Here is a 22,908-nt window from a genome sequence, read left to right as displayed (position 1 = left end):
CCCTGGTCGGTTTCCTCGCATCCTATTCTGCCGCACGGGTTCTTCTTCATGTCCGTACTGACGCCGCCTCCGCCGCCGGGCAAACGCAAGGCATGGACGTATCGGCCGGTCGCGGCGCCCCCTCTGGCGGATTTTCTGGCGGGAGGGGAGGCGCGCCAGCGCTTCCTGCGCTATTGGGTGCGGGATAATCGTGGAAATCTCTTTGACCTGGCGTTCTTTTTTGCGTTCAGGATGGTTCCTGCCGTCCGGTGTTCGCATTTTGGCCGGTGGTTGGGGCGTGTGCTTGTTCCGCGTGCCTATGTCGGCCCCATGCAGCGCGCCCGCGCCAATTTTACAGTGCTTTTTCCCGACCGGCAGCCGGATGCGATCGCGGGGATGGTCGATGCCTATGTGGAATCGCAGGGGCGGCAGATGGTCGAGTATTCGGCTGTTACGCGACTGGCGCGCCGGCCGGGCGGCGTGTGCCATGTCGGGGTGGAGCATCTGAAGGAATGTCGCGATGGCCCGGTCATCTTCATGGGGCTGCATCTCAGCAACTGGGAAATCCTGATGCAGTGCCTGAGCGATCTGGGGCTGACTCTCTCGCTGAATTATGACCCGCCCCGGCGCCGGGGCCGTCACTGGATCGTGCGGTATGTGCGCACGCGGGCGGGCATCGCGCTGCTGCCGCCCGGACGCCAGGCGGTGCGGCCCGCCCTGCGCGTGCTGGAGGCGGGGGGACAGCTTCTCGTCTTCTGCGACGAAGGGTTCAATGGCCAGATCCGCGCACCCTTTCTGGGTCGTCCGGCCAATCTGGAAACCAATTATGCCCTCGTGGCACGTCTGGCCCGCCGGACGGGCGCGCGGATCTGCCCGGTCTATCTGACCAGGGAGGAGGGCGTACGGTTCACGCTGACGATTCTGGAATCGTTCGACCTGACTTGTGCGTCTGCGTCGCTGCTGGATGATGTCGAGCGCCTGAATGCGATCGTGGAACCGCTTGTGCGCAGTCATGCGCCGCAATGGTATTTCATCGATAATCGCATGGTATCGTAGCGCCTGCCGGTGCATGCGCGCGGGCGTCGATCCGGCGTGTGCTTTCTGCGTGCCATGCTCTGGAACGGCGTGCGGTTGATGCAATGGTCAGACCCTGAAGATCTGGATAAATGATTTCTGGTATTGGAAAGGGGCGGGTAATATTTTTCCGATATTCTTTTTGAAAAAAACGAGGAGAAGAGAAGTTTCCACTGGGGAATCTGGTAAATGCTCCATCCATTTCTGATTCGGAATGTGATGACAGTCTGGGAATTATGTTTATTTTCTTGACGAATTTTTTACGTCATGGCTTAATGGTTAGTCTGCGTTAGAGGTATCGGGGACTTTTTTCAATGTACGCACGGTTCCGGCAACCGGTCGAGATTGTGGAACATGTTTCCGACACCGCCCTGGAACCGGTTCACGCGGCATATTATTCCGGGCCGCCAGGGAAATATCTGCATCTGCTTCTACAGGCCCGGCGGGATTTTCTCTCAATCTGGCGCGTGGGCGATTATCGGGAAAAAGTGTCGCAGATCCGGCTGCTGGGGCGGCAGATCGTGCTGGTGAATTCGCCCGAAATGATCCGCGACATCCTGGTGAAGCGGCGCGACAATTACGAGCGCAAGAGCCCGCAGATGCGCCGTGCGCTGGAATATCTGCTGGGCGACGGGCTGTTTATTTCCGACGGGCCGACCTGGCGGCAGCGACGCGCCCTGGTCTCGGACATCGTGCACAAGGACCGTGTGCCCGCCTTCAGCCCGATCATCGAACGGACGGCCCTGGACATGGTGCGGCGATGGCAGCAGATTCCCGACCGCACCACCATCGACATCTTGCCTGAAATGGCGGCGCTGACGGCGGAAATCATCTCGCGCAGCGTGTTCGGCCAGGAACTGGGCAATGCCGACACGGCCGAAGTGTCGGAGAGTTTTACGCAATATCAGGCGCTGGTGGACTCGACCAATCCCGGATATTTCCTGGGGCTGGACGAAGGGCTGCCGATGGTGCGCACGCCGGCCCTGCGGCGGGCGGTGCGGCGCCTGCATAACGTGATCGACCGGATCGTCGAGGACCATCTGGCTGGCCGGGGTAGCCATAACTCGATGATGGAACTGCTGGTCCGGCGGCAGAAACGCAACCCGGAACTGGGACTGAACGCGGTGGCCCTGCGCAACGAGGCCGCCACCATCTTCATGGCGGGGCACGAGACCACGGCGGCGACGCTGACATGGGTGTGGTATCTGCTGGCCCGTGCGCCCTGGGTGGAGCGCGCGGTCCATGAGGAAATCGCCGCCGTGTGCGGTGACCGTGCCCCGACCGTGGACGATCTGCCGCAATTGCGCTGGTGCCAGGCGGTGATCGAGGAAACGCTGCGGCTGTATCCACCAGTGCCGATCCTGGCCCGCCAGAACGGCGATGCGGACCAGATCGGGGATATCGCCGTTCGGCCGGGCTCGCTGATCCTGATCGTGCCGTGGCTTCTGCATCGCACCGAAAGCCTGTTCGAGGCGCCGCATGAATTCCGGCCCGAACGCTTCATGGACGGGCGCCGGCCCGAACCCTACAGCTACATCCCCTTCGCCAGCGGGCCGCGTGTGTGTCCGGGTCAGCATTTCGGCATGACGGAGGCCATTCTCTGTCTGGCCATCCTCGCACAACGCTTCCGGGTCGTTCTGTCGCCGGACCAGAAAGTCGTGCCGCAATGTCGCCTGACGCTGCGGCCGCGCGATGGGTTGCCGGCCATGCTCGTCCACCGGCAGCCCGGCCCCGCCGGAGAGCCCGTGGCGGCGGTGCCGGCTGGGCGTGTGGAACGTCCGGCTGTCGGTTGCCCTCACTCGGCCTGATCCTCATGGGCGGGGTGCGTTTGGAGGTTGTTTCCACGCCGTGCTGACAGCGGGCTGATGGCGGTTCGGCGCCAGGGCAAGCGGCTGGCTGGTGCCACGCTTCCCTGTGCTATCGGCGTTTCTGGTGCTGGCTCCGGTTGGTGTTATTGGTGCTGGCTCCGGTTGGTGTTATTTCGGTGTCATTTCGCAATGACTGGAGCGGGGCCTGTTTGAATGCGTGCATTCGAACCGGTGAAGATGCGGGTAAAAAGACTCAACGAGAGCATTTCCATCGAACCGGTTTTCGGTGGAAATGCTCTGGAATGGTTCGGGCCGCTGGCCGGGGAAACTCTGGACTTTTCATGATTGCACCGGGGTGGTTCTGTCTCCGGCAAAGGGTTCTCGCATTGGCGGTTCCGGTCGCGGCATCGGATCTTGCGCCCCTCCGCAATCCCTTCTGTCATCACGCGCTCATTATTACTGTCTGAACGTCGTCGCCTTTCTCGGGGTGTCGGTATTGTTCAGGATGGGATGCGTACGTGCCGCGCTATAGTGGCATGAAGTATTGCGCGGAATGTCTCGTTCGACATAACGAGCCACCCGTCAGGGTTACGTCACCCGCAATGCAGGACGACGCAGTCGGGCAACGTCATATATTGAGATTGGTTCTTAACTCGTCTAACGTAAGATCCGTGTCTCGATCCTCTGTCGTTTCCGCTGGGTGGGACCGTCAAAAGCTTACGTCAGCCCGAGTGAGTTATGTCGTCGAATGTCCTGGAGCAAGACCCTCTCCGATCTCTTTCTTAACGAGCGCCGCAAACTGGAGGCGCTGGCCAGAAAGAGATGCACCGACCCAGAGCAGGTCGGCGACGTGGTGCAGGATGCCTTCCTCCGGCTCGTCCGGCTGCCTGCGCCCGACGCCGTTGAAAAACCGGCGCATCTTCTCTTCAAGGCTGCCGCGAACATCATGATCGACTACAATCGCCGCACCTTTCGCGAATGGGGACGCGACGGCGGCGAGCTTGATCCCGAGCATCCTTCATCGACCCCCAATGCCGAAGCGACGCAGGCGGAAACAGACCGTCACACGATCCTGAGCGAGGCGATCGCCGCTCTTCCTCCCGTCACCCGTGAGATTTTCGTCCGCTTCCATCTGGACGGACGCAGCTATCGTCAGATCGCCCACGAACGGGGCATGGACCTCAAGACGGTCGAATATCACCTGCGCGACGGCATGAAGGCCTGCCGCCGGCATGCTCGCGAACGCGCGTGACGCTCGGCTCGTGACGTGCGCACGCACATGGACACGCACCGTTCTTGAGTCTCGTAGCGCTTAACAAGTAAAGAAAGAAAACGGCGTCCGGCCGCCCTGCCGGCCTGACAGGTAGATATGCGGAATAATGAGCATCTTTCAGGCGATCTCTTCGATCAGGCGAATGAATGGTATCATCGCCTGCACGGTGACAGCGTAACCGAGGCGGATCGACGCGCCTTCCGGCAATGGTGCGCTCAAAGCCCCGATCACGAGGCGGCGTGGGAGGAGGTCCAGACCTTTGCCGCCGATATCAGGATGACGTTGGCCCGGCCGCCGGTTCACGCGGCCGCGTCGGCGGGCCGTCGTTCCCGTCGCCTGCGCCGGCGGGTTCTCGCCGCCGGGGGGATCGTTATCGCTGTGACGGTTGGCGTTCAGGCGCCATCATCATGGACGGATCGTTTTCGCGCGGATTACCTGAGCGGACACGGCGAACGGAGAACGATCGCTCTGGCTGATGGCACGACGGTCATCCTTGACACCGACAGCGCGCTCAGATTGCTGCCGGACAGCGAGGGACGCGGCGTGGCCCTGCTGCATGGAGAGGCGTGGTTCGCGGTCCGCCATGACGCCCGGCACCCATTCCGCGTGTGGTCCGGCAATGGACAGATTACCGATGTCGGGACGCGCTTCGACGTGCGCCATCTGGATCAGACCACGACCGTCGCGGTGGCGGAGGGGGCCGTCGATGTTTCCGTCGGGTCTTCTTCGGCGCTGCCGCCTGATCATCTTCGCCTGACCCTCGGTCAGGGCGTCACGTATGGCCGCGACGGGTTGGGCGGGATGCAGGAGGTCGATGTTTCGGCCATCGGCTCGTGGCGCACGGGAACCCTCGTGTTCCAACAACGGCCTTTGCGGGAGGTGATCGCGGAACTCAATCGCTATGAGGGAAGCCGCCTTGTGCTGGCGACGCTGAGCGGTCGGGATCGACCCGTCTCCGGCACGTTTACGGTCGGAACAGGGAGCACGGCGCTTCCCGCGCTTCAGGAGGCCCTGGGATTGCGTGGCTTGCGTGTGACACCGTGGGTGACGGTGTTGTACTGAACCCCACGCGCGTAGATGTGGTTGAAACGTAAAGCGTTATAGAGTCCTGCTTCGTCATAGCCTGATTTTCTCAAAAAAAATCGAGGCGCATTTTCCGAAACCGTCGAATTCCGTCGTCACTACGAATGAGAGATGCAATTGCGAGTGAACATCACTCGTTCGACATCATGACGGTAGGACGGCGAAAGGCAATGCAGGTGCACGAGACCTCGAACGGGCGCGGAATTTATAGGACACAAGCCAGAAAATTCACCGTGCGACTGCTCCTGACAACGACGCTCTGCGGCGCTTCGGGGTTCACCTCCGTTGTTGCGAATGCACAGGGTATTCGCGGTTCGGTTGCTTCACGCTCTGGCGCTGCGTCTGAGGCGAGGCGCTTTTCCTTCGCGATTCCCGCGCAGTCCGTGGATGGAGCGTTGGCCGCTTTCTCCCGCGTTACGCATTTCCAGACTGTCGCGGCGGGGGAACTCACGCGAAACGTCCGCTCACCCGGCGTGAGCGGCATTATGGCACCCGACGTGGCGTTGAACCGCCTCCTCATGGGTACGGGTCTTGCTCCCCGGATAAGCGGCGATACTGTGATCTTGAGTAAAGCTTCCGCCACTATCACGCTCGGTCCTGTCCGTGTGGGGGGCATTATTGCACATCAGGATCCTACAGGACCGGGTGTTGGCTACGTTGCCGCAAACACGATGGCCGGAACGAAGACTGATACGCCGATTACTGAAATCCCCAATTCTATCTATGTTATCACAAAACAGCAAATGATGGATCAGCAGCCTCAGAGTGTGCAGGACGCGCTCAAATATACCCCCGGTATATATTCGGGGGCGATGGGCACGGCGAATGCCGGATCGGCCGGAAGAAATGTTAATGCATTCAGGCAAAGAGGATTTAGTACCACCCAGTTTGTCGATGGCTTGCTGACTTATAGTCAAAGTGCCGGCGAACCGACATTCCTTGAGCGTATCGAAGCAGTCAACGGCCCCGCTTCGGTAATGTACGGCAAGCTGACACCTGGGGGAATGATCGGGGAGTCACTGAAGAAACCAACCGAAACTTCTATCCATAATGTTTCACTCGGGTTCGGAAACTGGGGCCGCTATGAGGCGACTTTTGATTTCAGTGGCAAAATAACAAAATCGGGGAACGTCCGTTATCGTATTGCCGCGATTGGTGTCACCCAAGGCACCCAAACGGACCACATCTCATATCATCGCGTTGGTGTCTTGCCTTCGTTAACTTGGGATATCGATAAAAATACAGCATTGACGCTTATCGGAAGCTATATGTATTCGCCTGGAGACGGAACAAATAGTTCCTATTATCCGTTGCATGGGACTTTAATTGCGGACGGATATAGAAGAATAGCAAGGCATACCTATTTAGGGATGCCCAACTGGAATACGCAGGGCGAACGTGATGCTATGTTCGAATATCAGTTTCACCATAAATTTAACCAATATATAAATTTCAGCCAGGTTTTTAGGTATGAAAACAGCAAATATAACGCGAAAAACATATATTATAATGGGATTGGCGATCCTAATACTGTCTATGTGCAACCCAACTGGTGGATAGAAACGCACAAAACTGTCGCGCTCGATACGCGCCTTGATGGCAAGATTACAACCGGTCCGTTTCATCACACATGGGTCGTTGGGTCGGACTTCCAACAATATCACTACACCTTGCCGTGGTGGATTGACTACACCCAGGGTACATCAGGTGTGCCAGTCAGTATCTACAATCCTAACCCCATTTATACGCCTTGCTACAGCACGGCGGCGTCAGCCCACTGCGTTGGTAGCCGCTCTTTTGCCCGGAGTGATTATTTTCAGGAAGGTGTCTATTTTCAGGATCAGATTAAATGGCAGAAGTTATCCATTCTGCTCGGAGGCAGGCAGGACTGGGTGAATTATAAGACGTATTCAAGAACGACAAACTTTTCAAACGCCGGGAATAAAAGCGTCTCTATGGCGAGTAACTTCTCAAAAAGCCCGGAACCACAGAGCGCGTTCACATGGAGGGCAGGCATAATTTATAATTTCGATTTCGGACTGACGCCTTATTTCAGTTATGGAACGTCGTTTGTTCCGCAAAACTCGACGAATTGGCAGGGGCAACCTTTCGCACCGTTGACAGGACGCCAGCTTGAGGCTGGGCTGAAATATAAAGTTCCTGATAAAGACATTCTGCTGACAGCCGCAGCCTTTCGTATCGATGAAGACCATTATCTGATTCAGGACATGGTTCATACGAACTTTAGCGCAGATGCAGGCCGAGTCAGGTCTCAAGGTTTTGAAGTGTCAGCCAATGCAAACATTACAAAGGATCTGCGGCTGATAGCATCATACAGCTATACGGATGTTCGATACGCCACCACGAATAGAAAGGCGAGACGGTTTAACCCGTACACGGGAGCGAGTTACGGCGCTGCTATTTCTCAGTCTGGTATGTCTGTTCCTTACGTCCCTCGCAATATGGTGTCGGGCTTTTTTGATTATACATTTCCGAAAAATATTCTTGACGGTTTTGGAGTGAATTGGGGAGCACGGTACGTCGGATTTACGTACATCGATAGCGTCGAATCCTTTAAGTCACCCGCTTATGTGTTGTTTGACGTTGGAGCACACTACGACTTTGGAAGAGCGATTTCGTCCCTTAAAGGTTTGAAAGCACAATTAGCCATTTCAAATCTCACAAATAAATACTACACTGCATCGTGTGGTACAAACCAATGTTACCTAGGCCAAGGGCGGCGCGTGTATGGCAACCTGACCTATAGCTGGTGAAATTTCCCACCCCGAACTACAGCACTTTTTTCCTATTAAATTCAGCATCTTGTCCCGCGTTTCAATGCCAAAGTCGTGGGGTAGGCATGCTGCAAGAAGCGTGGGCTGCTCCCGGCGATATGCGAGGGGTAACCCATGTCAGAGTCGGTGGGTGATGTGGCGCAACATGCGTGGGGCGTCGCGGCAATTTCCAAAATGTCACGTCGCAACGCGTGAGTGTCCGACCAAGATCGTTATCAGTCCTTTTTGCTGGCTTTCTGGCTTGCTGGCTGGTTAATTTCCTTGGCGCTCTGATTGTCTGGCTTTTTGACGATGGCTACTTACTCATGCCCAAAGCCATTGGCGGCGGCGCGGCGAAGGTTCGAAATAACCACCATGCGGTGAAACGGTGCGATCACCGTGATATAGATCCGGCCCAGTTGATTGTGGCAGTGGACTACGGTCGTCGCCGAGAGGCGGGAGGGACCATTGACGGTTCGCTGGACGAGCAGAGAAAGACGAAAATCCAGGTGTCTGTCATTTGCTCCCAGGACGATTTCGTCGGGGTGAGACGCGAGAACCGAGAAAAAGTTGATTTTATCCTCGTTTCCGGAATAGCGCAGATCGGACGAGGTTTTGACGTTGAAACGGGCCATCACCATGTCGCGGATAAAGAGCAGCGCGCGGAACCAGAGCGTGGGCTTTCCAAAAACCGACTGTGCGATCACGCGCATATCGACCGTAGAGGCGGGAGGAAATGCGACCTCATAGGAATCAGTGAAGTTGCGCCCTTGTACCAATCGGCGACGCCGCTTTCTCGGGGAGGTGTACGTTTGGTAACTGTTGTCCTGAAAGCCATAACCTGGCGATATTCCCGAAAGGGTTTGAGCTGGCCGCTGACGCGGGTCAGTATGACAATGCATGTTTGAGACGTTAAAAGACGCCAAAATCAAAATCAAACTAGGAAATTCTCAACGGTGAACCCGATGCTCCGTGCATCGCAATGCGGAAGCGGTCCGCCTCGTCGCTGTCCGGGCTGATGACGTGCGGGGTCTGTGGCGTCTGTCGCGGCGAGGTTGGGATCAACGTCAGTAGCCGCTTCGGCTGCGAGAGCCTGATCGAACATGTGGGCTGGGGCGCCCGAAATGTGTTTTCGCGCATCGGAGCGCAGTGGCTTTGATGGCCATGAGCACCGACGCGCAGGAAACGCGCGGGGGACACGCCGCCAGCGCGCATGTTCGGTCAGGCTCTGAGAGACCGGCAGGGGCAGGGAGGTGGCGCAGGCCATTCGTGCCCGTCATGCGCGGCATTGTGCTGACGCCCGGCCCGAAGCTGGGCGGGGTTCATGCGCGCCTGCGCGGCGAACTGGTGGCGATCCTCGATCTGGCGAAATGGCGTGCTGCCCATGGCATCAGAGGCGGAAACGGCGCGAAGCCGGAATGTTCCGCCGTGGTGACACATTCCGCTGCCAGCCGCCCTTAACCTCGGGTTATGGCAGGAGGATTTTTTAGATCGTTGACCGCCAATATTATTTTACCGTAATGTTACGTTAGCGAATAATTATTATTCAGAACAAATAGTTAGCGCGGCAGGACGCCTCTGATACCAGCCTTGTGGCCGGGCCAGAGGATGGCCGCACCAGTATGTATCGCGTCTGGCGGGAGAGAGAAAATGAAAGTTCGGCAATGGTCGACGCAGGGGCCTCGTGTCAGGGCCGGGTTGCTTCGCACGACGGCGATTGCCGGCCTTGCAGTGGTTTCGGCTCTCTCCTCGGCGGGCGCCGCCGAAAAAACGGCCTCCGCCCACAAGCCGCATGGGAAGAAGGCCCATCAGGGCGCGGTGGCCCCGGTGGCCGCCACCGGTGCCGCCACCGGGGCCGCGCGGCATTCCGTCGCGGCGCACCCCCGCCGCGCGGCGCCGGCCCGGCATGATGATCCGGAAGCGATCCAGGTCCAGGCGTCGCGCGTGCGCAGCCATGGTGCCGAGGTGGCGGTTACCCGCGCGGTGATGGATCGTTTTGTTGCCGGCACGAACCCGATGCAGATACTGGCCATGACCACGCCGGGGGCCAATTTTACCTCGACCGATGCCTTCGGCCTGGATACCTACGGCAATACGTTCTATGTGCGCGGCTTCACGCAGATGCAGATCGGGGCGACGCTGGACGGCATTCCGTTGGGCACGCAGGGGTTCGCCAACTATAACGGCGTGTCGATTACCCAGGCGATGATCCAGGATGATCTGGGCGGGTTGACGATGTCGCAGGGGGCGGGGGCGCTGGATTCGTTCTCGGCGCAGAATCTCGGCGGGGCGATGACCTATACGACCTCCGACCCCAAGGACAAGGCCGGGGGCAAGATCAGCCAGACATTCGGCAGCTACAATGCCTATCGCACCTATGGGCGCGTGGACAGCGGCATCCTGAACCCGACCGGCACCAAATTCTACGCCTCCTTCGCCCGCACCAAAACGAATATGTGGAAAGGGCAGGGCTATCAAAGCGAATTGCAGGCCGATGCCAAGGTCGTGCAGCCGGTCGGCGACCGGGGCCGGATAACCGCCTTCTTCGGATATGGTAATTTCACGCAGGGCAATTACCTGACCATGACGAAGAACATGTGGCAGAAGATGGGCCGCTATTCGACCTATCTGAAGCCTGATTACGAAAAGGCCAAGCTCTGGGCCTATTATGCCCAATATACCAGCGACGTGCCGCCGGGTTATGAGGGCGTTCTGTCCAATGACGAGATCGGCGATTATGCCTGGGATGCCTCTCAGGTGCAGCGCACCTATCTGTCGGCGGTTACGGGGCATTTCGATCTGTTCAGGAATGTCTCTTCGGATACCGTGGCCTATGGCGACGTCAGCAGCGCCATCCATGGCGGCACCAATAACTTCGTGACCTCGCCCAGCTATGGCGTGCCGGCGTTGCAGCCCGATGGCACGGTCTCGGGGGTGCCGATGGCGCTGGGGATGGCCCATGCGGCCATGCGCCGGCTGGGCTTCACGCAGAAAGTCTCGATCGAGGCGCCGCACAACAACCATATCGAGACCGGCCTGTGGTATGAAAACAACCAGTGGATCTATAACTCGCGCCTGTATGAAGATTACCTGCACGACGCGCATAACTGGAATTCGGACTTCAAGCCCAGCCAGGCGCATACGTGGTACGACGATACGTACAACACCAATACCTTTCAGTTCTTTTTGCAGGATCGCTGGACGATCATCCCCGGCATGACCCTGCTGGCCGGGTTCAAGTCCCTGACCCAGACGACGCATGGCGGAACGAAGCACGATTTCACCGACCAACTCGATGCCGAAGGCTGGAACACCTATTATCGGCATGCCGCGACCGGCACGCTGACCGCTTCGGCGGCCTTTCTGCCGCATTTCAACTTCGATTATCATTTTCTCGATCATCACGAATTCTACTGGGACATTGCCGAGAACATGCGCGCCTACGACTACTACTCGCAGACATCGAGCAGTACGGCATGGGGTGGCCTGGGCAATTCCAGGCAGAGCGCGCAGCAGGTGTTCGATGCGAACAAGAACGTGCTGCGTCCGGAGCGGACCTGGAACTACATTGTCGGCTATCGGTATGATTCGCGCTTCTTCTCGGGCAGCGTCGATTTCTATCATACCGATTATTACAACCGTCTGGCCTCCATTACCGAAGGCAGTTCGGCGACGGCGCATAGCGCCTATCTGAATGTCGGGCGGGAGACCATGAACGGCGCGGACGTGATGGCGACGATCCGCCCCGTGCGGGGGCTGGAGATTACCAACAGCTTCAGCTGGAACGATGCGGAATATCAGAGCCGTTCGATCAATTACAGCGGTGCCACATACAGCCTGAAGGGCAAGCGGCAGGTCTATTATCCGAAGTTCATGTATAAGGCGAACCTGAACTATACTTGGCGTGAAGTGATGTTCAATTTCAATGCGAACTATATCAGCTCGCGGCCCATGACCTATCTCAACGACGAGTCCATCCCGGCCTACTGGGTAACGAACCTGAACCTGGCCTATAATTTCGGCAAGATCGGCTTTACGCAGAATCTCAAGGCCACGCTGGGGGTGACCAACCTGTTCGACAAGAACTATATCGGCGGTGTCTATGGCGCGGCGTCGGTTTCGGGTGACGACAATGCCAATCTGTTCGTCGCGGCGCCGCGCGAATTTTATGGCACGATCTCGGCCGAATTCTGATATCGGCTCCGCCGGGCCGGTGTGGCCCGGCGGTCTGCTTCCACCTGTCCGAGGATGATTGGCTCGTGAGAAAGATCCTGTTGCTGTCTGCCTGTCTGGTCGCCCTGCCGTGGATGGCGATGGCGGGGGAACCCACCACGCCCGACGGGGGCATCGCCGCCGACATGCCGGAGCATTTCCAGGTGCAGGATTCCAGCTTCGGCTATGTGCGTCGGGATGTGATGATTCCCATGCGCGATGGCGCGAAGCTGCATACGGTCATCATCATTCCCAAAGGTGCCCATGGCGCGCCGATCCTGCTGACGCGCACCCCCTACAGTGCCGACCACATGGTCTCCTTCGGGTCCAGCGGCAATATGGGGCCGATCCTTCAGGGGTATGACAACATGCCCGACGTGATCGCGGATGGCGGGTATATCCGCGTCATTCAGGATGTACGGGGCAAATACGGATCGGAAGGGCGGTATGTGATGAACCGCCCGATGCGCGGCCCGCTGAACGCGACCGCCGTCGATCACAGCACCGACACCTGGGATACGATCGAATGGCTGGTGCACAACCTGCCGGAAAGCAACGGCAAGGTTGGCATTATCGGTGTGTCGTATGACGGTTATACCGCGATCACCGCGCTGTTTCATCCGCATCCGGCGCTGAAGGTCTCGGTGCCGATGAACCCGATGGTCGATGGCTGGATGGGTGACGACTGGTTCCATAACGGGGCGTTCCGCGAGGAAATGCTGCCGTATATCTACGAGCAGGACGGCACGCCGAAGAATACGACCACCTGGTGGGCCAGCCAGTACGATTCCTATGACGTGTTCCTGCGGGCCGGGTCCGCCGGGGCGGCCGGGCGCATGCGCGGCATGGAGCAGATCGGCTTCTTCCGCCAGATCCTGGCGCATCCGGCCTATGACCAGTGGTGGCAGCTTCAGGCGATGGATCGGCTGTTGCCGCGCGAGGGGCTGACGGTGCCGACGATGCTGGTCCACAGCCTGTGGGACCAGGAGGACAATTACGGCGCCATCGCCCTGTATTATGCGCTGGAGAAAGATCCGGCGGCGGCGGCGCATCTCTGGCTGGCCGTCGGCCCGTGGAACCATGGCGGCGAGATCCATGAGGCCAGCACGATGGGGCCGGTCAGGCTGCGCTCCGACACCGGCTTGTATTTCCGCCAGAACGTTCTGGAACCGTTCCTGGCGCATTACCTCAAGGACAGCAGCATTCCGTTGCCCGCGCGCGTCACGGCGTTTCGTAGTGGCGAGAACAGGTGGGAGCGTGACAGCGCGCTGCCGCCGCATGATTGCGCCGTGGGCTGCACGGTGCTGCATCTGCAACCCGGCCAGGGGCTTGGCGCGCAGGCGCCGGGTGCCGATGCGGGGGTGGCGCGCTATGTGTCGGACCCCGAGCATCCGGTGCCTTATGTGGCGCGGCCCGTCGTCTCGAAAGGGCGGCCGGATTCGAACTGGCGGAACTGGCTGGCGACCGACCAGCGCAACATGGCGGCCCGCCCCGATGTGCTGAGTTTCACCTCGCCGGTGCTGACGGCGCCGTTCGTCGTCCGTGGCCAGCCGCATATGCATCTGACGGCCGCCACCACGGGCACCGATGGCGATTTCGTCGTGAAGCTGATCGATGTCTATCCCGACGAGGTGGCCGACCAGCCGGAGATGGGCGGGTATCAGCTCATGATCAGCGCCGACATCCTGCGCGGGCGCTATCGCGAGAGCTTCGCGCAGCCGCATCCCATTCCGGCCAATGTGCCGCAGACCTATGACATGGTGCTGCCGCTGGCGAACCATACGTTCCTGCCGGGACATCGGATCATGATCCAGATCCAGTCAAGCTGGTTCCCGCTCTATGACCGCAATCCGCAGACCTATGTGGAGAATATCTTCCTCGCCCCGAAGGACGCCTATCGTCCGGCCACGGTCAGCGTGGATATCGCCCGGAGCTGGCTGGAGGTTCATGGCGGCGCATCGGCGGGCCATTGAGGCGCCGGCCCCGCTGGGGGTGGCGATTCGCCGAGCGGTGACGCGGGCGCCGTTTCGGCCCGCACCGTGACAATACGGTGACGGCCACGGTCCATCGGCGCTTTGCCGTCTCGATCAATTTCAACGACGATTTCGACCGGGATGGCGTGAGGTTTCCGGAAATCGGGCCGATTCGATATTCCGCGCGGGCGGGGCGGTCCTGCATGCTGTGGTCCCGTGACGCAGGACGCCGCATGCCTGCCGGTTCCTTGTGCCGGGCCGCCCGTCGACCAGAACGATGCAATTTTGCAACATGTTCTGGTGAAGGCGATCAATCATGATATTGACGGTTGCTTGCGAAAGCCAGCTGCTGATACGAACTTGTCCGAGTGGTCAGTTTCCTTGAATTATTGTGATATTCCGATGAATTCGGGGAACGTTGGTGCTTTTTTCCCTCATGACAAGCATAAGGCCGTCCTTTACATGGTCATACGTCTCCGCTTGAGTGTTCTTCTTGCCAGCACCGCCATTGCCGGCCTGACCGGCACGACAGCGCGTGCCCAGACGACCAGCGTTGCCTCCAGCGCCACGACTGCGGCGTCGACGCCCGCTGTTTCGCAGGCTGCTCCGGCCCAGGGTGAACCGAAGGCGGAGGTCGTCAACGTGACCGGCCGCACCGCGCTTACCCGCTCGCCCGGCGCGGGCCTGATGCGGGTCGAGACGGCGCCCAAGGCGATTCAGACCATCACGCGCGACTTCATCTCGAAGCAGTCGCCGACCACGAACATCCAGCAGATCCTGAAGATGCTGCCCAGCGCCAACGTGATGGACCAGGATTCCTTCGGCCTGTACTCCGGATCGACGATGGTGCGGGGCCTGGACCAGACCAATATCGGCTGGACCCTGGATGGCATGCCGCTGAACGATATCGGCGGCGGCCAGTTCTATTCGAATGAAGTGCTGGAGGCCGAGGACCTGGAGACGGTTTCCCTGCTACCGGGTTCGGTCAATCTTGACAGTCCGATCGTCAGCGGTGCCGGTGGTCTGGTCGCGGCGACGATGAGCAACCCTTCGCACAAGATGGGCGGCCTGATGGATATTTCGTTCGGTTCGTTCGACATGACGCGCCAGTTTCTGAAGCTGAATTCGGGCGATATCGGCAATAGTGGCGTGCGGTTCATGTTCGCCTTCAGCCATACCAAGGCCAACAATTATCGCGGCCCCGGCCTGTCCGAGAAATTCCATTACGATTTCAAGCTTGTGAAGGATTTCGAGAACGGAAGCCATACCGGCCTGACCGTTTCCTACAACGACCAGGTCAACGATTCGTTCCTGAATCCGAGCCTGTCGCAATATCGCAAGACCGGCTATAGCACGAACTACGATGCCGATTACGGCGGCGTGAAAGATACCGGCTATTACAAGCTGCACGTCAATCCGTTCCGCAACGTCGTTGCTATCCTGCCGACGCATATCGTCGTCAATTCGCGCCTGTCGATCGACGACAGCGCCTATTTCTGGCACGGGATCGGCAACGGCACCGGCGCTACGACGCTGACCGAGGGCAAGACCTATTATGGCGGCACGTATGTGCCGATCGATCTGACCGGCGACGGAAAGGTGACGAGTGGCGCCACCTATCTGGCCCTGACGCCGTCGAACCAGGAACAGTTCCGTCCGGGCAATACGATCAAGGTCAACTACCAGCTTGGCAGCCATCATCATCTGACGGCCGGCTGGTGGTACGAATATTCCAACCTGCTGCAATATTCGCCTGTCGGCATGGTCAACCAGACGACCGGTGAGCCGGACAATATCTGGGGCACCCGAGCCCTGATCAAGATGCCGAACGGCCAGCCATACAATTATCGTGACTTCCTGAGCCTGGCGCAGGTCAACATGCTGTTCATCGGCGACAGCATGGATTACTTCGATCGCAAGCTGCATATCGATCTGGGCTTCAAGGAAGCCATGATGACGCGGCGGGTCTATAACTACGTCTATGGTCCCGGCGGCACCTATAATCGCAACCTGCATGTGGCCGAGCCGCTGCCGCAGATCGGCATTGCCTGGAACTTCAACCGTCACCATCAGATTTTTGTGGATGGCGCAACGAACTTCAAGGTGCCGTCGAACACCTCGCTCGTTGATTATTATTCCAACACCTCGGCGGCGCGGGTTCAGCGTGGCGGAGCGTCAACGCCGCAATATTCGATCTCCGAGGAAATCGGCTATCGCTATACTGGCGATACGGTTATCGGCAGCGTGTCCTTCTTCAACTACAACATGACCAATCGCCTGCTGACCCTGAACCAGTATGAAAACGGGACCAGCTACAGCCAGACCGTCAATGCCGGCGGCCAGACGTCGCGCGGCGTCGATGTGCAGGTGTCGACGCGGCCGATCCTGTATCATCTGCGGCCCTATGCCTCGTTCGAGTATCTGAGCGCGAAGATCGACAACAATATCGGAACGACGAGCACCCTGAATGGCGCTACCATTTCCGATTACCTGCCGACGAAGGGCAAGAGCCAGATCAATAGCCCGAAGGTGATGGCGGCGCTTGGCCTGGATTATGACGACGGACACCTGTTCGTGGGGGCGCAGATCAAATATGTCGGCAAGCAGTACGCCACGCTGATGAATGATAGCTCGATCCCGAACTACATTACCGATGCCGTCAATATCGGCTATCGTTTCGGCAGCCTCGGCTTTCTGAAGTCGCCGCAGGTCCAGCTCAATATGACCAACCTGACCAATGCGAAGTTCCGCAGTGGAATCTACACGTTCCAGAACACGCTCAATGGGGTCACCGGAGTGAGGGGCGGCGCCATTGCCGGTGCGCAGCCTGTCTATTATCTCCAGACGCCCTTCACGGCCGTTGTGACGGTTTCGACCGGCTTCTGATCCATGCGGCGCCCTGCGGGGCGCCGTTCAGGGCAACGGGCGTTCTACAGGAAGCCTTTCAGCGAACGGGTTCGCTGAAAGGCTTTTTCATATCCGCGAGGCGCGGAAAAGCGTCGTCCGGCCGGTGGTCGTGCCAGGACAGGACAATGACGGGCGTCATGAAGGCCAGACATTCCGTATAGAGCAGACCGATCATGATCCGCTGGCCGAGTTCCACGCCATTGATGGGCTTATCGGCCGCCAGCACATGGAATGCGATCAACGCCAGGCCGCAGGAGGAGAGTGCCGCGATGGTGACAGCCAGCGTCATCCAGTATTGTCCGACGATGCGGCGTTCGGCCGCCGTGCGATCGTCCGCCGGTTTGCTCAGGATCGGGTGGCGCGCGCGGAGGGTGTTGAGCCATAAAGACGAGAGCATGAAGAAAAACCAGACCGTGGCCATCGCCCATCTGTGATAGGGACCCAGTACCTGCCATGCGGCGATGCCGACCGTGACCGCGCAGAGTGTCAGCGGTATCCATGGTTTTGGTGCCAGACGTGGCGCGGGGGGCTGGGGGGGGACGGCGAAATCCACCCCAAGCCGAACCAACGGTGCCATCAGGACCATGGCACCGTGATCGAGCGCGGCGGTCAGCCGGGCGTTGGCGCGGGCGAAGGCGGAAGAGTAGGGGAATGTACTATCCTGCTCGTCCTGCGCCATGACGCTTTTCCCTTATTTGCCGGTGCCGCCGACCGTGAGGCCGGTCATCTTCAGGGTCGGCTGGCCGACGCCGACCGGCACGCCCTGACCACTTTTACCGCAGGTGCCGATGCCGGGGTCAAGCGCCATGTCGCCGCCGATCATGGAGACTTTGGTCATCGCATCCGCGCCATTGCCGATCAGCGTGGCGCCGCGTACCGGTGCGGTCACCTTGCCGTCTTCGATCAGGTAGGCTTCCGAGGCCGCGAAGACGAATTTGCCCGACGTGATGTCCACCTGTCCGCCGCCGAAATTGACCGCGTACAGGCCGCGCCGTGTGGAGCGGATCATCTCCTCGGTGGTGGCGTTGCCGCCCAGCATGATGGTGTTGGTCATGCGCGGCATCGGTGCGTGGGCGTAGGACTGGCGGCGGCCGTTGCCGGTGGGGCGCACGCCCATCAGCCGCGCGTTCATCCGGTCTTGCAGGTAGCCGGTCAGGATGCCGTCCTCGATCAGCACGGTGCGGCCGGTGGGGGTGCCTTCGTCATCGACCGTCAGGCTGCCGCGCCGCTCGGGCAGGGTGCCGTCATCGACCACCGTGACGCCGGGGGCGGCCACGCGCTGGCCCATCAGTCCGGCGAAGGCGGACGTGCCCTTGCGGTTGAAATCGCCCTCCAGACCATGGCCCACGGCCTCGTGCAGCAGGATGCCCGGCCAGCCGGCGCCCAGCACCACTTCCATCTCGCCGGCCGGGGCGGGCACGGCGTCGAGATTGACCAGGGCCATGCGCAGGGCTTCGTCCACCGCGCCTTTCCATACCGCCTCGTCCAGCAGGCGGGTGTAGGCATAGCGGCCGCCCATGCCGTGGCCGCCGCTCTCGCGCCGTCCGTCGCGCTCCACCACCACCGAGACGTTGAGCCGCACCAGCGGGCGGAGGTCGGCGACGCGGGTGCCGTCGCCGCGGACGATCTGCACCGCCTGCCATTCCGCCGCCAGCGAGGCCGAAACCTGCACCACGCGCGGGTCGCGGGCGCGGGCGTAGGTATCCAATGCCGACAGCAGGGCGGCGCGGGAGGCGAAATCGGTGTCGCCCAGGGGGTTGGCGTCGCCATACAGGCGCTGGTTGGTGGCCCGCGGGGGCGCCGCCATGGTGCCGGAGCGGCCGGCGCGCACCTGCGTGACCGTATCGGCGGCGCGTCTGATGGCGGATTCGCTGAGTTCGTCGGAATGGGCGAAGCCGGTTTCCTCGCCCAGGATCGCGCGCAGCCCGAAGCCCGACGAAGTGTCGAAGGTGGCGGAGCGGATGACGCCGTCATCCAGCGAGATGAATTCGCTTTCGCGGTATTCCAGGAACAGCTCGCCGTCATCCATGCCGTCCAGCGTGCGGCGGACCAGCGCCTCGGTGCCCGAACGGTCGAGCGTGGCGCCCGCGCGGTCGAAGAACAGCCGGTCGGTCGCCGTCAGCGGATTCAGGATCTGGTCGGTCATGGTCATCGGGGGGTGGACTCCGGACGGTGCGCGGGAACGGGAGGGCAGGATGCGTGATGCGCTTTTGGAATTCATAATCGTATTCCGATGTGGGGCGAAAGCGCCGGCTTGACCAGTGCCGCCCGATGCTGGCCGCCGGATGAACTTCGCGCCATCCGGGTCGTTTTTCTTATGCGCCTTCGGTGTCTCAGGGCATTCTGTCCGTTCAACACCCTGAGCGAGCAAGGATTTTCTGCCTGGTGACGTTCTCTATCCCGGTGCGACGCGCCATGAAGCCCGGTCGCGATTCCGCCACCTCCCTGTCTTTCCGCCGCACGCGGCCGCGTGCGGTGGCGTTGCTGGCCGCCGGGCTGGCATGGCCTGTCGTGCCGTCGGCGGTGGCCGCACCGGAGGCTGTGCCCGCCCAGGCACCTGCCCAGGCATTGGTGCCGGCACCGGTGCCGGTTGTCGCGACCGGTTCCGCGCCCGCGCCTGCCCAGGCTTCGGGTTCGGCATCCGTGCCCGCGCCCGGTGCGGCGGCGGCGCCCGCGCAGGTCTCGGCTCCGGCTGTGGCGTCCGGGGCGGCGCCGGAGCCTGCGCAGGCGCCGGTTGCGGCTGCCGTTGCCGCTGCCGCTGCCGCGCCGGGTTCCGCCCCGGTATCCGCCGCCGATCTTCTGTCGCCGCCTTCGGTCGCGCTGGATGGGCTGTTCGCCGCCATTTCCGCAGCCCGGATCTTCGCCGATGCCAAGACGGCGGCCGATGCCGTGCCCGACCGCGCGCCGGCCGACCTGCTGGCGGAATACAGGCGGGCGAAAGAGGAGTCGGGGTTCGACCTGACCAGTTTCGTGGCCCAGCATTTTTCGGTGCCGCAGCAGCGTCTCGTCTCCTATCGCCGGCATCAGGACGAGAGCGTGCGCGAATATATCGACGGCATGTGGGACGTGCTGAGCCGGCCGCCGGATCGGCCGCCGCCGTTCTCGTCGCTGCTGCCGCTGCCCGAGCCCTATGTGGTGCCCGGTGGGCGGTTCCGCGAACTCTATTACTGGGATTCCTATTTCACGCTGATCGGGCTGTCGGAGAGCGGGCGGTTCGACCTGCTGCGCAGTACGGTGCGCGATATCGCCTCGCTGATCGACGGCTACGGGCATATGCCCAATGGTAGCCGCACCTATTATCTCAGCCGGTCGGAGCCGCCCTTTTTCGCGCTGATGGTCGATCTGCTGGCGCGGCATGACGGGCCGCAGACTTACGTGACCTTCCTGCCGGAAATGCAGCGCGAATATGATTACTGGATGGAGGGGGCCGAGGGGCTGGCGCCCGGTACCGCCCATCGTCGCGTGGTGCGTCTGGCCGACGGAACGGTGATGAACCGGTACTGGGACGACCGGGACACGCCGCGCGACGAGAGCTATCCGCAGGATATCGCCACCGCTGCCGCATCGGATCGTCCGGCTGCCGAGATCTATCGCAATCTGCGCGCCGGGGCGGAGAGCGGGTGGGATTATTCCTCGCGCTGGCTGGCCGATGGTCACACGCTGACCACGATCCATACCATCGACCTGCTGCCGGTGGATCTGAACAGCCTGATCGCGCATCTGCAACAGACGCTGGCCCATGCCTACGGGGTGCGGGGCGACCAGGTTCAGGCGCAGCGTTATGCGCAACTGGCGACCGGGCGGATCGCCGACATCCGGCGGGTGATGTGGGACCCGGCCCAGGGGGCGTTCTTCGATTACGACTGGACGAAGCAGAAGCTCTCGCCGGTTCTGTCGACGGCGACGCTGGTGCCGCTGTTCCTGGAAGCCGCGACGCCCGAGCAGGCGCGTGCGGTGGCGACGACGGTGCGCGCCCGGCTGTTGAAGCCGGGCGGGCTGGTGACGACCGAGACGGCGACCGGCCAGCAATGGGACGCGCCGAACGGCTGGGCGCCGGAGGAATGGATGGCCATCATGGGGCTGGCCCGCTACGGGGAGGACGATCTGGCGCGCGAGGTCGCCACGCGGTGGATGGCGCGGGTGGTGACGACCTATCAGGCTTCGGGCGTGCTGCTGGAAAAATACGACGTGGTGAACCCGTCGATCAGCCCCATGGGTGGGGCCGGGGGCGGCGAATACCCGATGCAGATCGGCTTCGGCTGGACCAACGGCACCCTGCTGGACCTGATGAAACGCTATCCGGGGGCCACGCCGCCCTCGGTGGCGCCTTCGGTCGATGCGGTGCCGGCGGCCACCGCTTCACCGTCCGGCGCCCCACATGCGGCGCCCGAGTGAAGACGGGGACTGGAAGGTGATGGGGTTTGGAGAGCCTGGGCGGACATGGGGGCTGGTGAGCGAGAGTGCCGCGAAGCGGCGCGGCCGTCGTGTGTTTCCGAGCACCGGAGCGGAGTGGCCTTGATGGCCTTGAGCACCGGAGCGCAGGAAACGCGCGTCGGATCGCCGCCAGCGCGCATGTCCGTCCAGGCTCTCAGACGCGGCCGACGCCGCGCAGCCGGTGCAGCGCCACGATGGCGACGGTCAGCAGGACGGCGCCCCAGGTCTGGTGCACGGTGCCGGCCCAGGCGGGCACGACCAGCAGCAGGGTGGTGACGCCCAGAGCGTACTGGATCAGCACCGCCCAGCCCAGGAGCATCAGAATGTCTTGCGCCGGCTTGCCCAGTTGCGGCGTGCGCAGGCCGCTGAAGACGGTGGCGCCGATGACCAGCGCGGTGACGGTGGCCAGCAGCCGGTGGTCGAACTGGACGGCGGGGATGTTGGCGAACCAGTTGAGCCAGAACGGCGACAGCTTGGCGTAGCCCTGCGGGATCAGGTGCCCTTCCATCAGCGGAAAGGTGTTGTAGGCGAAGCCTGCATGCGTCCCGGCGGTGAAGCCGCCGGCGATGATGGTGATGCCGATCAGGATCGTGGCGCACCAGACCAGCCGCCTGGTGCGTACGACCGCGACCGTGGCGGGAATGAAGGCGGGGGACGGGGTGCGGATCGACAGGGCCGTCCACAGGATGGCGATATAGAGCGCGAAGGCGCAGCACAGATGCAGGACCAGACGCACCGGTTCGACCGCCGTGCTGTTGGCGTCGAAGCCCGAGGCGACCATGAACCAGCCCACGGCGCCTTGCAGGCCGCCCAGCACGAAGAACAGGAGGAGCCGTGCGATCAGCCCGCGGGTGAGTGCGCCCGTGACCGCGAACCAGATCAGCGGCACCAGCAGCACCAGTCCGATCAGCCGGCCCCAGAAGCGATGGGTCCATTCTGCCCAGAAGATCTTCTGGAAGCCGGCCAGCCCGAACCCGTCATGCAGGATCTTGTATTGCGGGATGGTCTGATACAGCGCGAACTGGCGCTCCCATTCCGCGTGGGACAGGGGTGGGATCATGCCCGTGACCGGGCGCCAGTCCATGATCGACAGGCCCGAGCCGGTCAGGCGCGTATAGCCGCCCAGTGCGATCATGCCGAGCAGCATGAAGCAGATGACGAACAGCCACATGGAAATGCGCTGCCGGTTGCGGGGCGAGATGGACGCGGCAGCGTCGTGGGCGGCGGCGGTCTGCGGGATGGTATGTACGGACATGAAGGGGATTTAGACCTGCCTTGCTGCCGGTCGCAAGCCGATGCTAGTGCATGGCCCGCACCCCCGGACGCCGGGATGTGCCTCCTGCCGCCATGCCCTGAATGATTCCAGCAGCGGACCTGACGCCATGGCCTCT

Annotated in this window: 15 protein-coding genes; 11 read left to right on the top strand and 4 right to left on the bottom strand. The window is 61.2% G+C overall.

The features are described from left to right. Positions 1-48 precede the first annotated feature (48 nt). The 6 genes from HLH25_RS13315 to HLH25_RS13295 all read left to right on the top strand — a co-directional run bounded on the left by HLH25_RS13315 (position 49) and on the right by HLH25_RS13295 (position 7,991). The gene (locus tag HLH25_RS13315; protein WP_220791811.1) at positions 49-1,035 is read left to right on the top strand and encodes a lysophospholipid acyltransferase family protein; all 987 of its coding nucleotides are present in this window, start codon (positions 49-51) and stop codon (positions 1,033-1,035) included. A 332-nt stretch (positions 1,036-1,367) separates the two neighbouring features. Continuing rightward, positions 1,368-2,861: a cytochrome P450 gene (locus HLH25_RS13310; RefSeq protein ID WP_182974524.1), complete on the top strand. Its 1,494-nt coding sequence runs from the start codon at positions 1,368-1,370 to the stop codon at positions 2,859-2,861. A 213-nt stretch (positions 2,862-3,074) separates the two neighbouring features. Beyond that, positions 3,075-3,206 carry a hypothetical protein gene (locus tag HLH25_RS20570; RefSeq protein ID WP_259657240.1) on the top strand — a complete coding sequence of 44 codons (132 nt, stop codon included), beginning with the start codon at positions 3,075-3,077 and terminating at the stop codon, positions 3,204-3,206. Between the two features lie 403 nt (positions 3,207-3,609). Further along, on the top strand, positions 3,610-4,113 hold the full coding sequence (locus HLH25_RS13305) for an RNA polymerase sigma factor (protein WP_182974523.1): 504 nt from the start codon (positions 3,610-3,612) through the stop codon (positions 4,111-4,113). A 117-nt stretch (positions 4,114-4,230) separates the two neighbouring features. Next, entirely contained in the window at positions 4,231-5,196 is a 966-nt protein-coding gene (locus HLH25_RS13300; protein WP_182974522.1) for a FecR family protein, read from the top strand. Between the two features lie 254 nt (positions 5,197-5,450). Further along, a complete protein-coding gene (locus tag HLH25_RS13295; RefSeq protein ID WP_310889108.1) occupies positions 5,451-7,991 on the top strand; it encodes a TonB-dependent siderophore receptor in 2,541 nt (846 codons plus the stop codon). A gap of 320 nt (positions 7,992-8,311) precedes the next feature. Here HLH25_RS13295 and HLH25_RS20320 read toward each other — a convergent pair whose 3' ends face one another. Then, on the bottom strand, positions 8,312-8,893 hold the full coding sequence (locus HLH25_RS20320; protein WP_259657244.1) for a DUF2867 domain-containing protein: 582 nt from the start codon (positions 8,891-8,893) through the stop codon (positions 8,312-8,314). A gap of 367 nt (positions 8,894-9,260) precedes the next feature. On the opposite strand from HLH25_RS20320, the gene HLH25_RS13285 reads away from it, so the two are divergent. The 4 genes from HLH25_RS13285 (at position 9,261) to HLH25_RS13270 (ending at position 17,062) form a co-directional block, all read left to right on the top strand. Beyond that, positions 9,261-9,452 (top strand): hypothetical protein, encoded by a 192-nt coding sequence (locus HLH25_RS13285; RefSeq protein ID WP_182974519.1) that lies wholly within the window; start codon positions 9,261-9,263, stop codon positions 9,450-9,452. A 189-nt stretch (positions 9,453-9,641) separates the two neighbouring features. After that, positions 9,642-12,185 carry a TonB-dependent receptor domain-containing protein gene (locus tag HLH25_RS13280; RefSeq protein WP_246402269.1) on the top strand — a complete coding sequence of 848 codons (2,544 nt, stop codon included), beginning with the start codon at positions 9,642-9,644 and terminating at the stop codon, positions 12,183-12,185. Positions 12,186-12,298: 113 nt separating this feature from the next. Continuing rightward, positions 12,299-14,176 carry a CocE/NonD family hydrolase gene (locus tag HLH25_RS13275; protein ID WP_182974564.1) on the top strand — a complete coding sequence of 626 codons (1,878 nt, stop codon included), beginning with the start codon at positions 12,299-12,301 and terminating at the stop codon, positions 14,174-14,176. Between the two features lie 480 nt (positions 14,177-14,656). After that, positions 14,657-17,062 (top strand): TonB-dependent receptor, encoded by a 2,406-nt coding sequence (locus tag HLH25_RS13270; RefSeq protein ID WP_182974518.1) that lies wholly within the window; start codon positions 14,657-14,659, stop codon positions 17,060-17,062. Between the two features lie 58 nt (positions 17,063-17,120). Here the strand turns inward: HLH25_RS13270 and HLH25_RS13265 are convergent, their stop codons facing one another. Together HLH25_RS13265 and tldD are read right to left on the bottom strand one after the other, a co-directional pair. After that, positions 17,121-17,762, bottom strand: coding sequence for a hypothetical protein (locus HLH25_RS13265; RefSeq protein WP_182974517.1), 642 nt, complete (start codon positions 17,760-17,762; stop codon positions 17,121-17,123). Positions 17,763-17,774: 12 nt separating this feature from the next. Further along, positions 17,775-19,235, bottom strand: a complete 1,461-nt coding sequence (tldD, locus tag HLH25_RS13260; protein WP_182974516.1) for a metalloprotease TldD — start codon at positions 19,233-19,235, stop codon at positions 17,775-17,777. Between the two features lie 233 nt (positions 19,236-19,468). Here tldD and treA point away from each other — a divergent pair, with 233 nt between their 5' ends. Continuing rightward, positions 19,469-21,478 carry an alpha,alpha-trehalase TreA gene (gene treA, locus HLH25_RS13255; RefSeq protein ID WP_310889106.1) on the top strand — a complete coding sequence of 670 codons (2,010 nt, stop codon included), beginning with the start codon at positions 19,469-19,471 and terminating at the stop codon, positions 21,476-21,478. Positions 21,479-21,671: 193 nt separating this feature from the next. Here treA and HLH25_RS13250 read toward each other — a convergent pair whose 3' ends face one another. Further along, complete coding sequence (locus tag HLH25_RS13250; RefSeq protein WP_375288981.1) at positions 21,672-22,688, bottom strand: COX15/CtaA family protein; 1,017 nt, start codon at positions 22,686-22,688, stop codon at positions 21,672-21,674. Positions 22,689-22,908: the final 220 nt, after the last annotated feature.

Source organism: Gluconacetobacter dulcium (genome assembly GCF_014174165.1).
Taxonomy (GTDB): Bacteria; Pseudomonadota; Alphaproteobacteria; order Acetobacterales; family Acetobacteraceae; genus Gluconacetobacter; species Gluconacetobacter dulcium.
This window is presented reverse-complemented; position numbering and strand designations above follow the sequence as displayed.

Excerpts from the sequence above, each read along its gene's own strand:
- HLH25_RS13315 (WP_220791811.1), top strand. The coding sequence starts at position 49 with ATGTCCGTACTGACGCCGCCTCCGCCGCCGGGCAAACGCAAGGCATGG.
- HLH25_RS13280 (WP_246402269.1), top strand. The coding sequence starts at position 9,642 with ATGAAAGTTCGGCAATGGTCGACGCAGGGGCCTCGTGTCAGGGCCGGG.
- HLH25_RS13250 (WP_375288981.1), bottom strand. The coding sequence starts at position 22,688 with ATGTGGCTGTTCGTCATCTGCTTCATGCTGCTCGGCATGATCGCACTG.
- HLH25_RS13300 (WP_182974522.1), top strand. The coding sequence starts at position 4,231 with ATGCGGAATAATGAGCATCTTTCAGGCGATCTCTTCGATCAGGCGAAT.
- HLH25_RS13310 (WP_182974524.1), top strand. The coding sequence starts at position 1,368 with ATGTACGCACGGTTCCGGCAACCGGTCGAGATTGTGGAACATGTTTCC.
- HLH25_RS13275 (WP_182974564.1), top strand. The coding sequence starts at position 12,299 with ATGGCGATGGCGGGGGAACCCACCACGCCCGACGGGGGCATCGCCGCC.
- HLH25_RS20570 (WP_259657240.1), top strand. The coding sequence starts at position 3,075 with ATGCGTGCATTCGAACCGGTGAAGATGCGGGTAAAAAGACTCAACGAG.
- HLH25_RS13265 (WP_182974517.1), bottom strand. The coding sequence starts at position 17,762 with ATGGCGCAGGACGAGCAGGATAGTACATTCCCCTACTCTTCCGCCTTC.
- HLH25_RS20320 (WP_259657244.1), bottom strand. The coding sequence starts at position 8,893 with ATGCATTGTCATACTGACCCGCGTCAGCGGCCAGCTCAAACCCTTTCG.
- tldD (WP_182974516.1), bottom strand. The coding sequence starts at position 19,235 with ATGACCATGACCGACCAGATCCTGAATCCGCTGACGGCGACCGACCGG.
- HLH25_RS13305 (WP_182974523.1), top strand. The coding sequence starts at position 3,610 with ATGTCCTGGAGCAAGACCCTCTCCGATCTCTTTCTTAACGAGCGCCGC.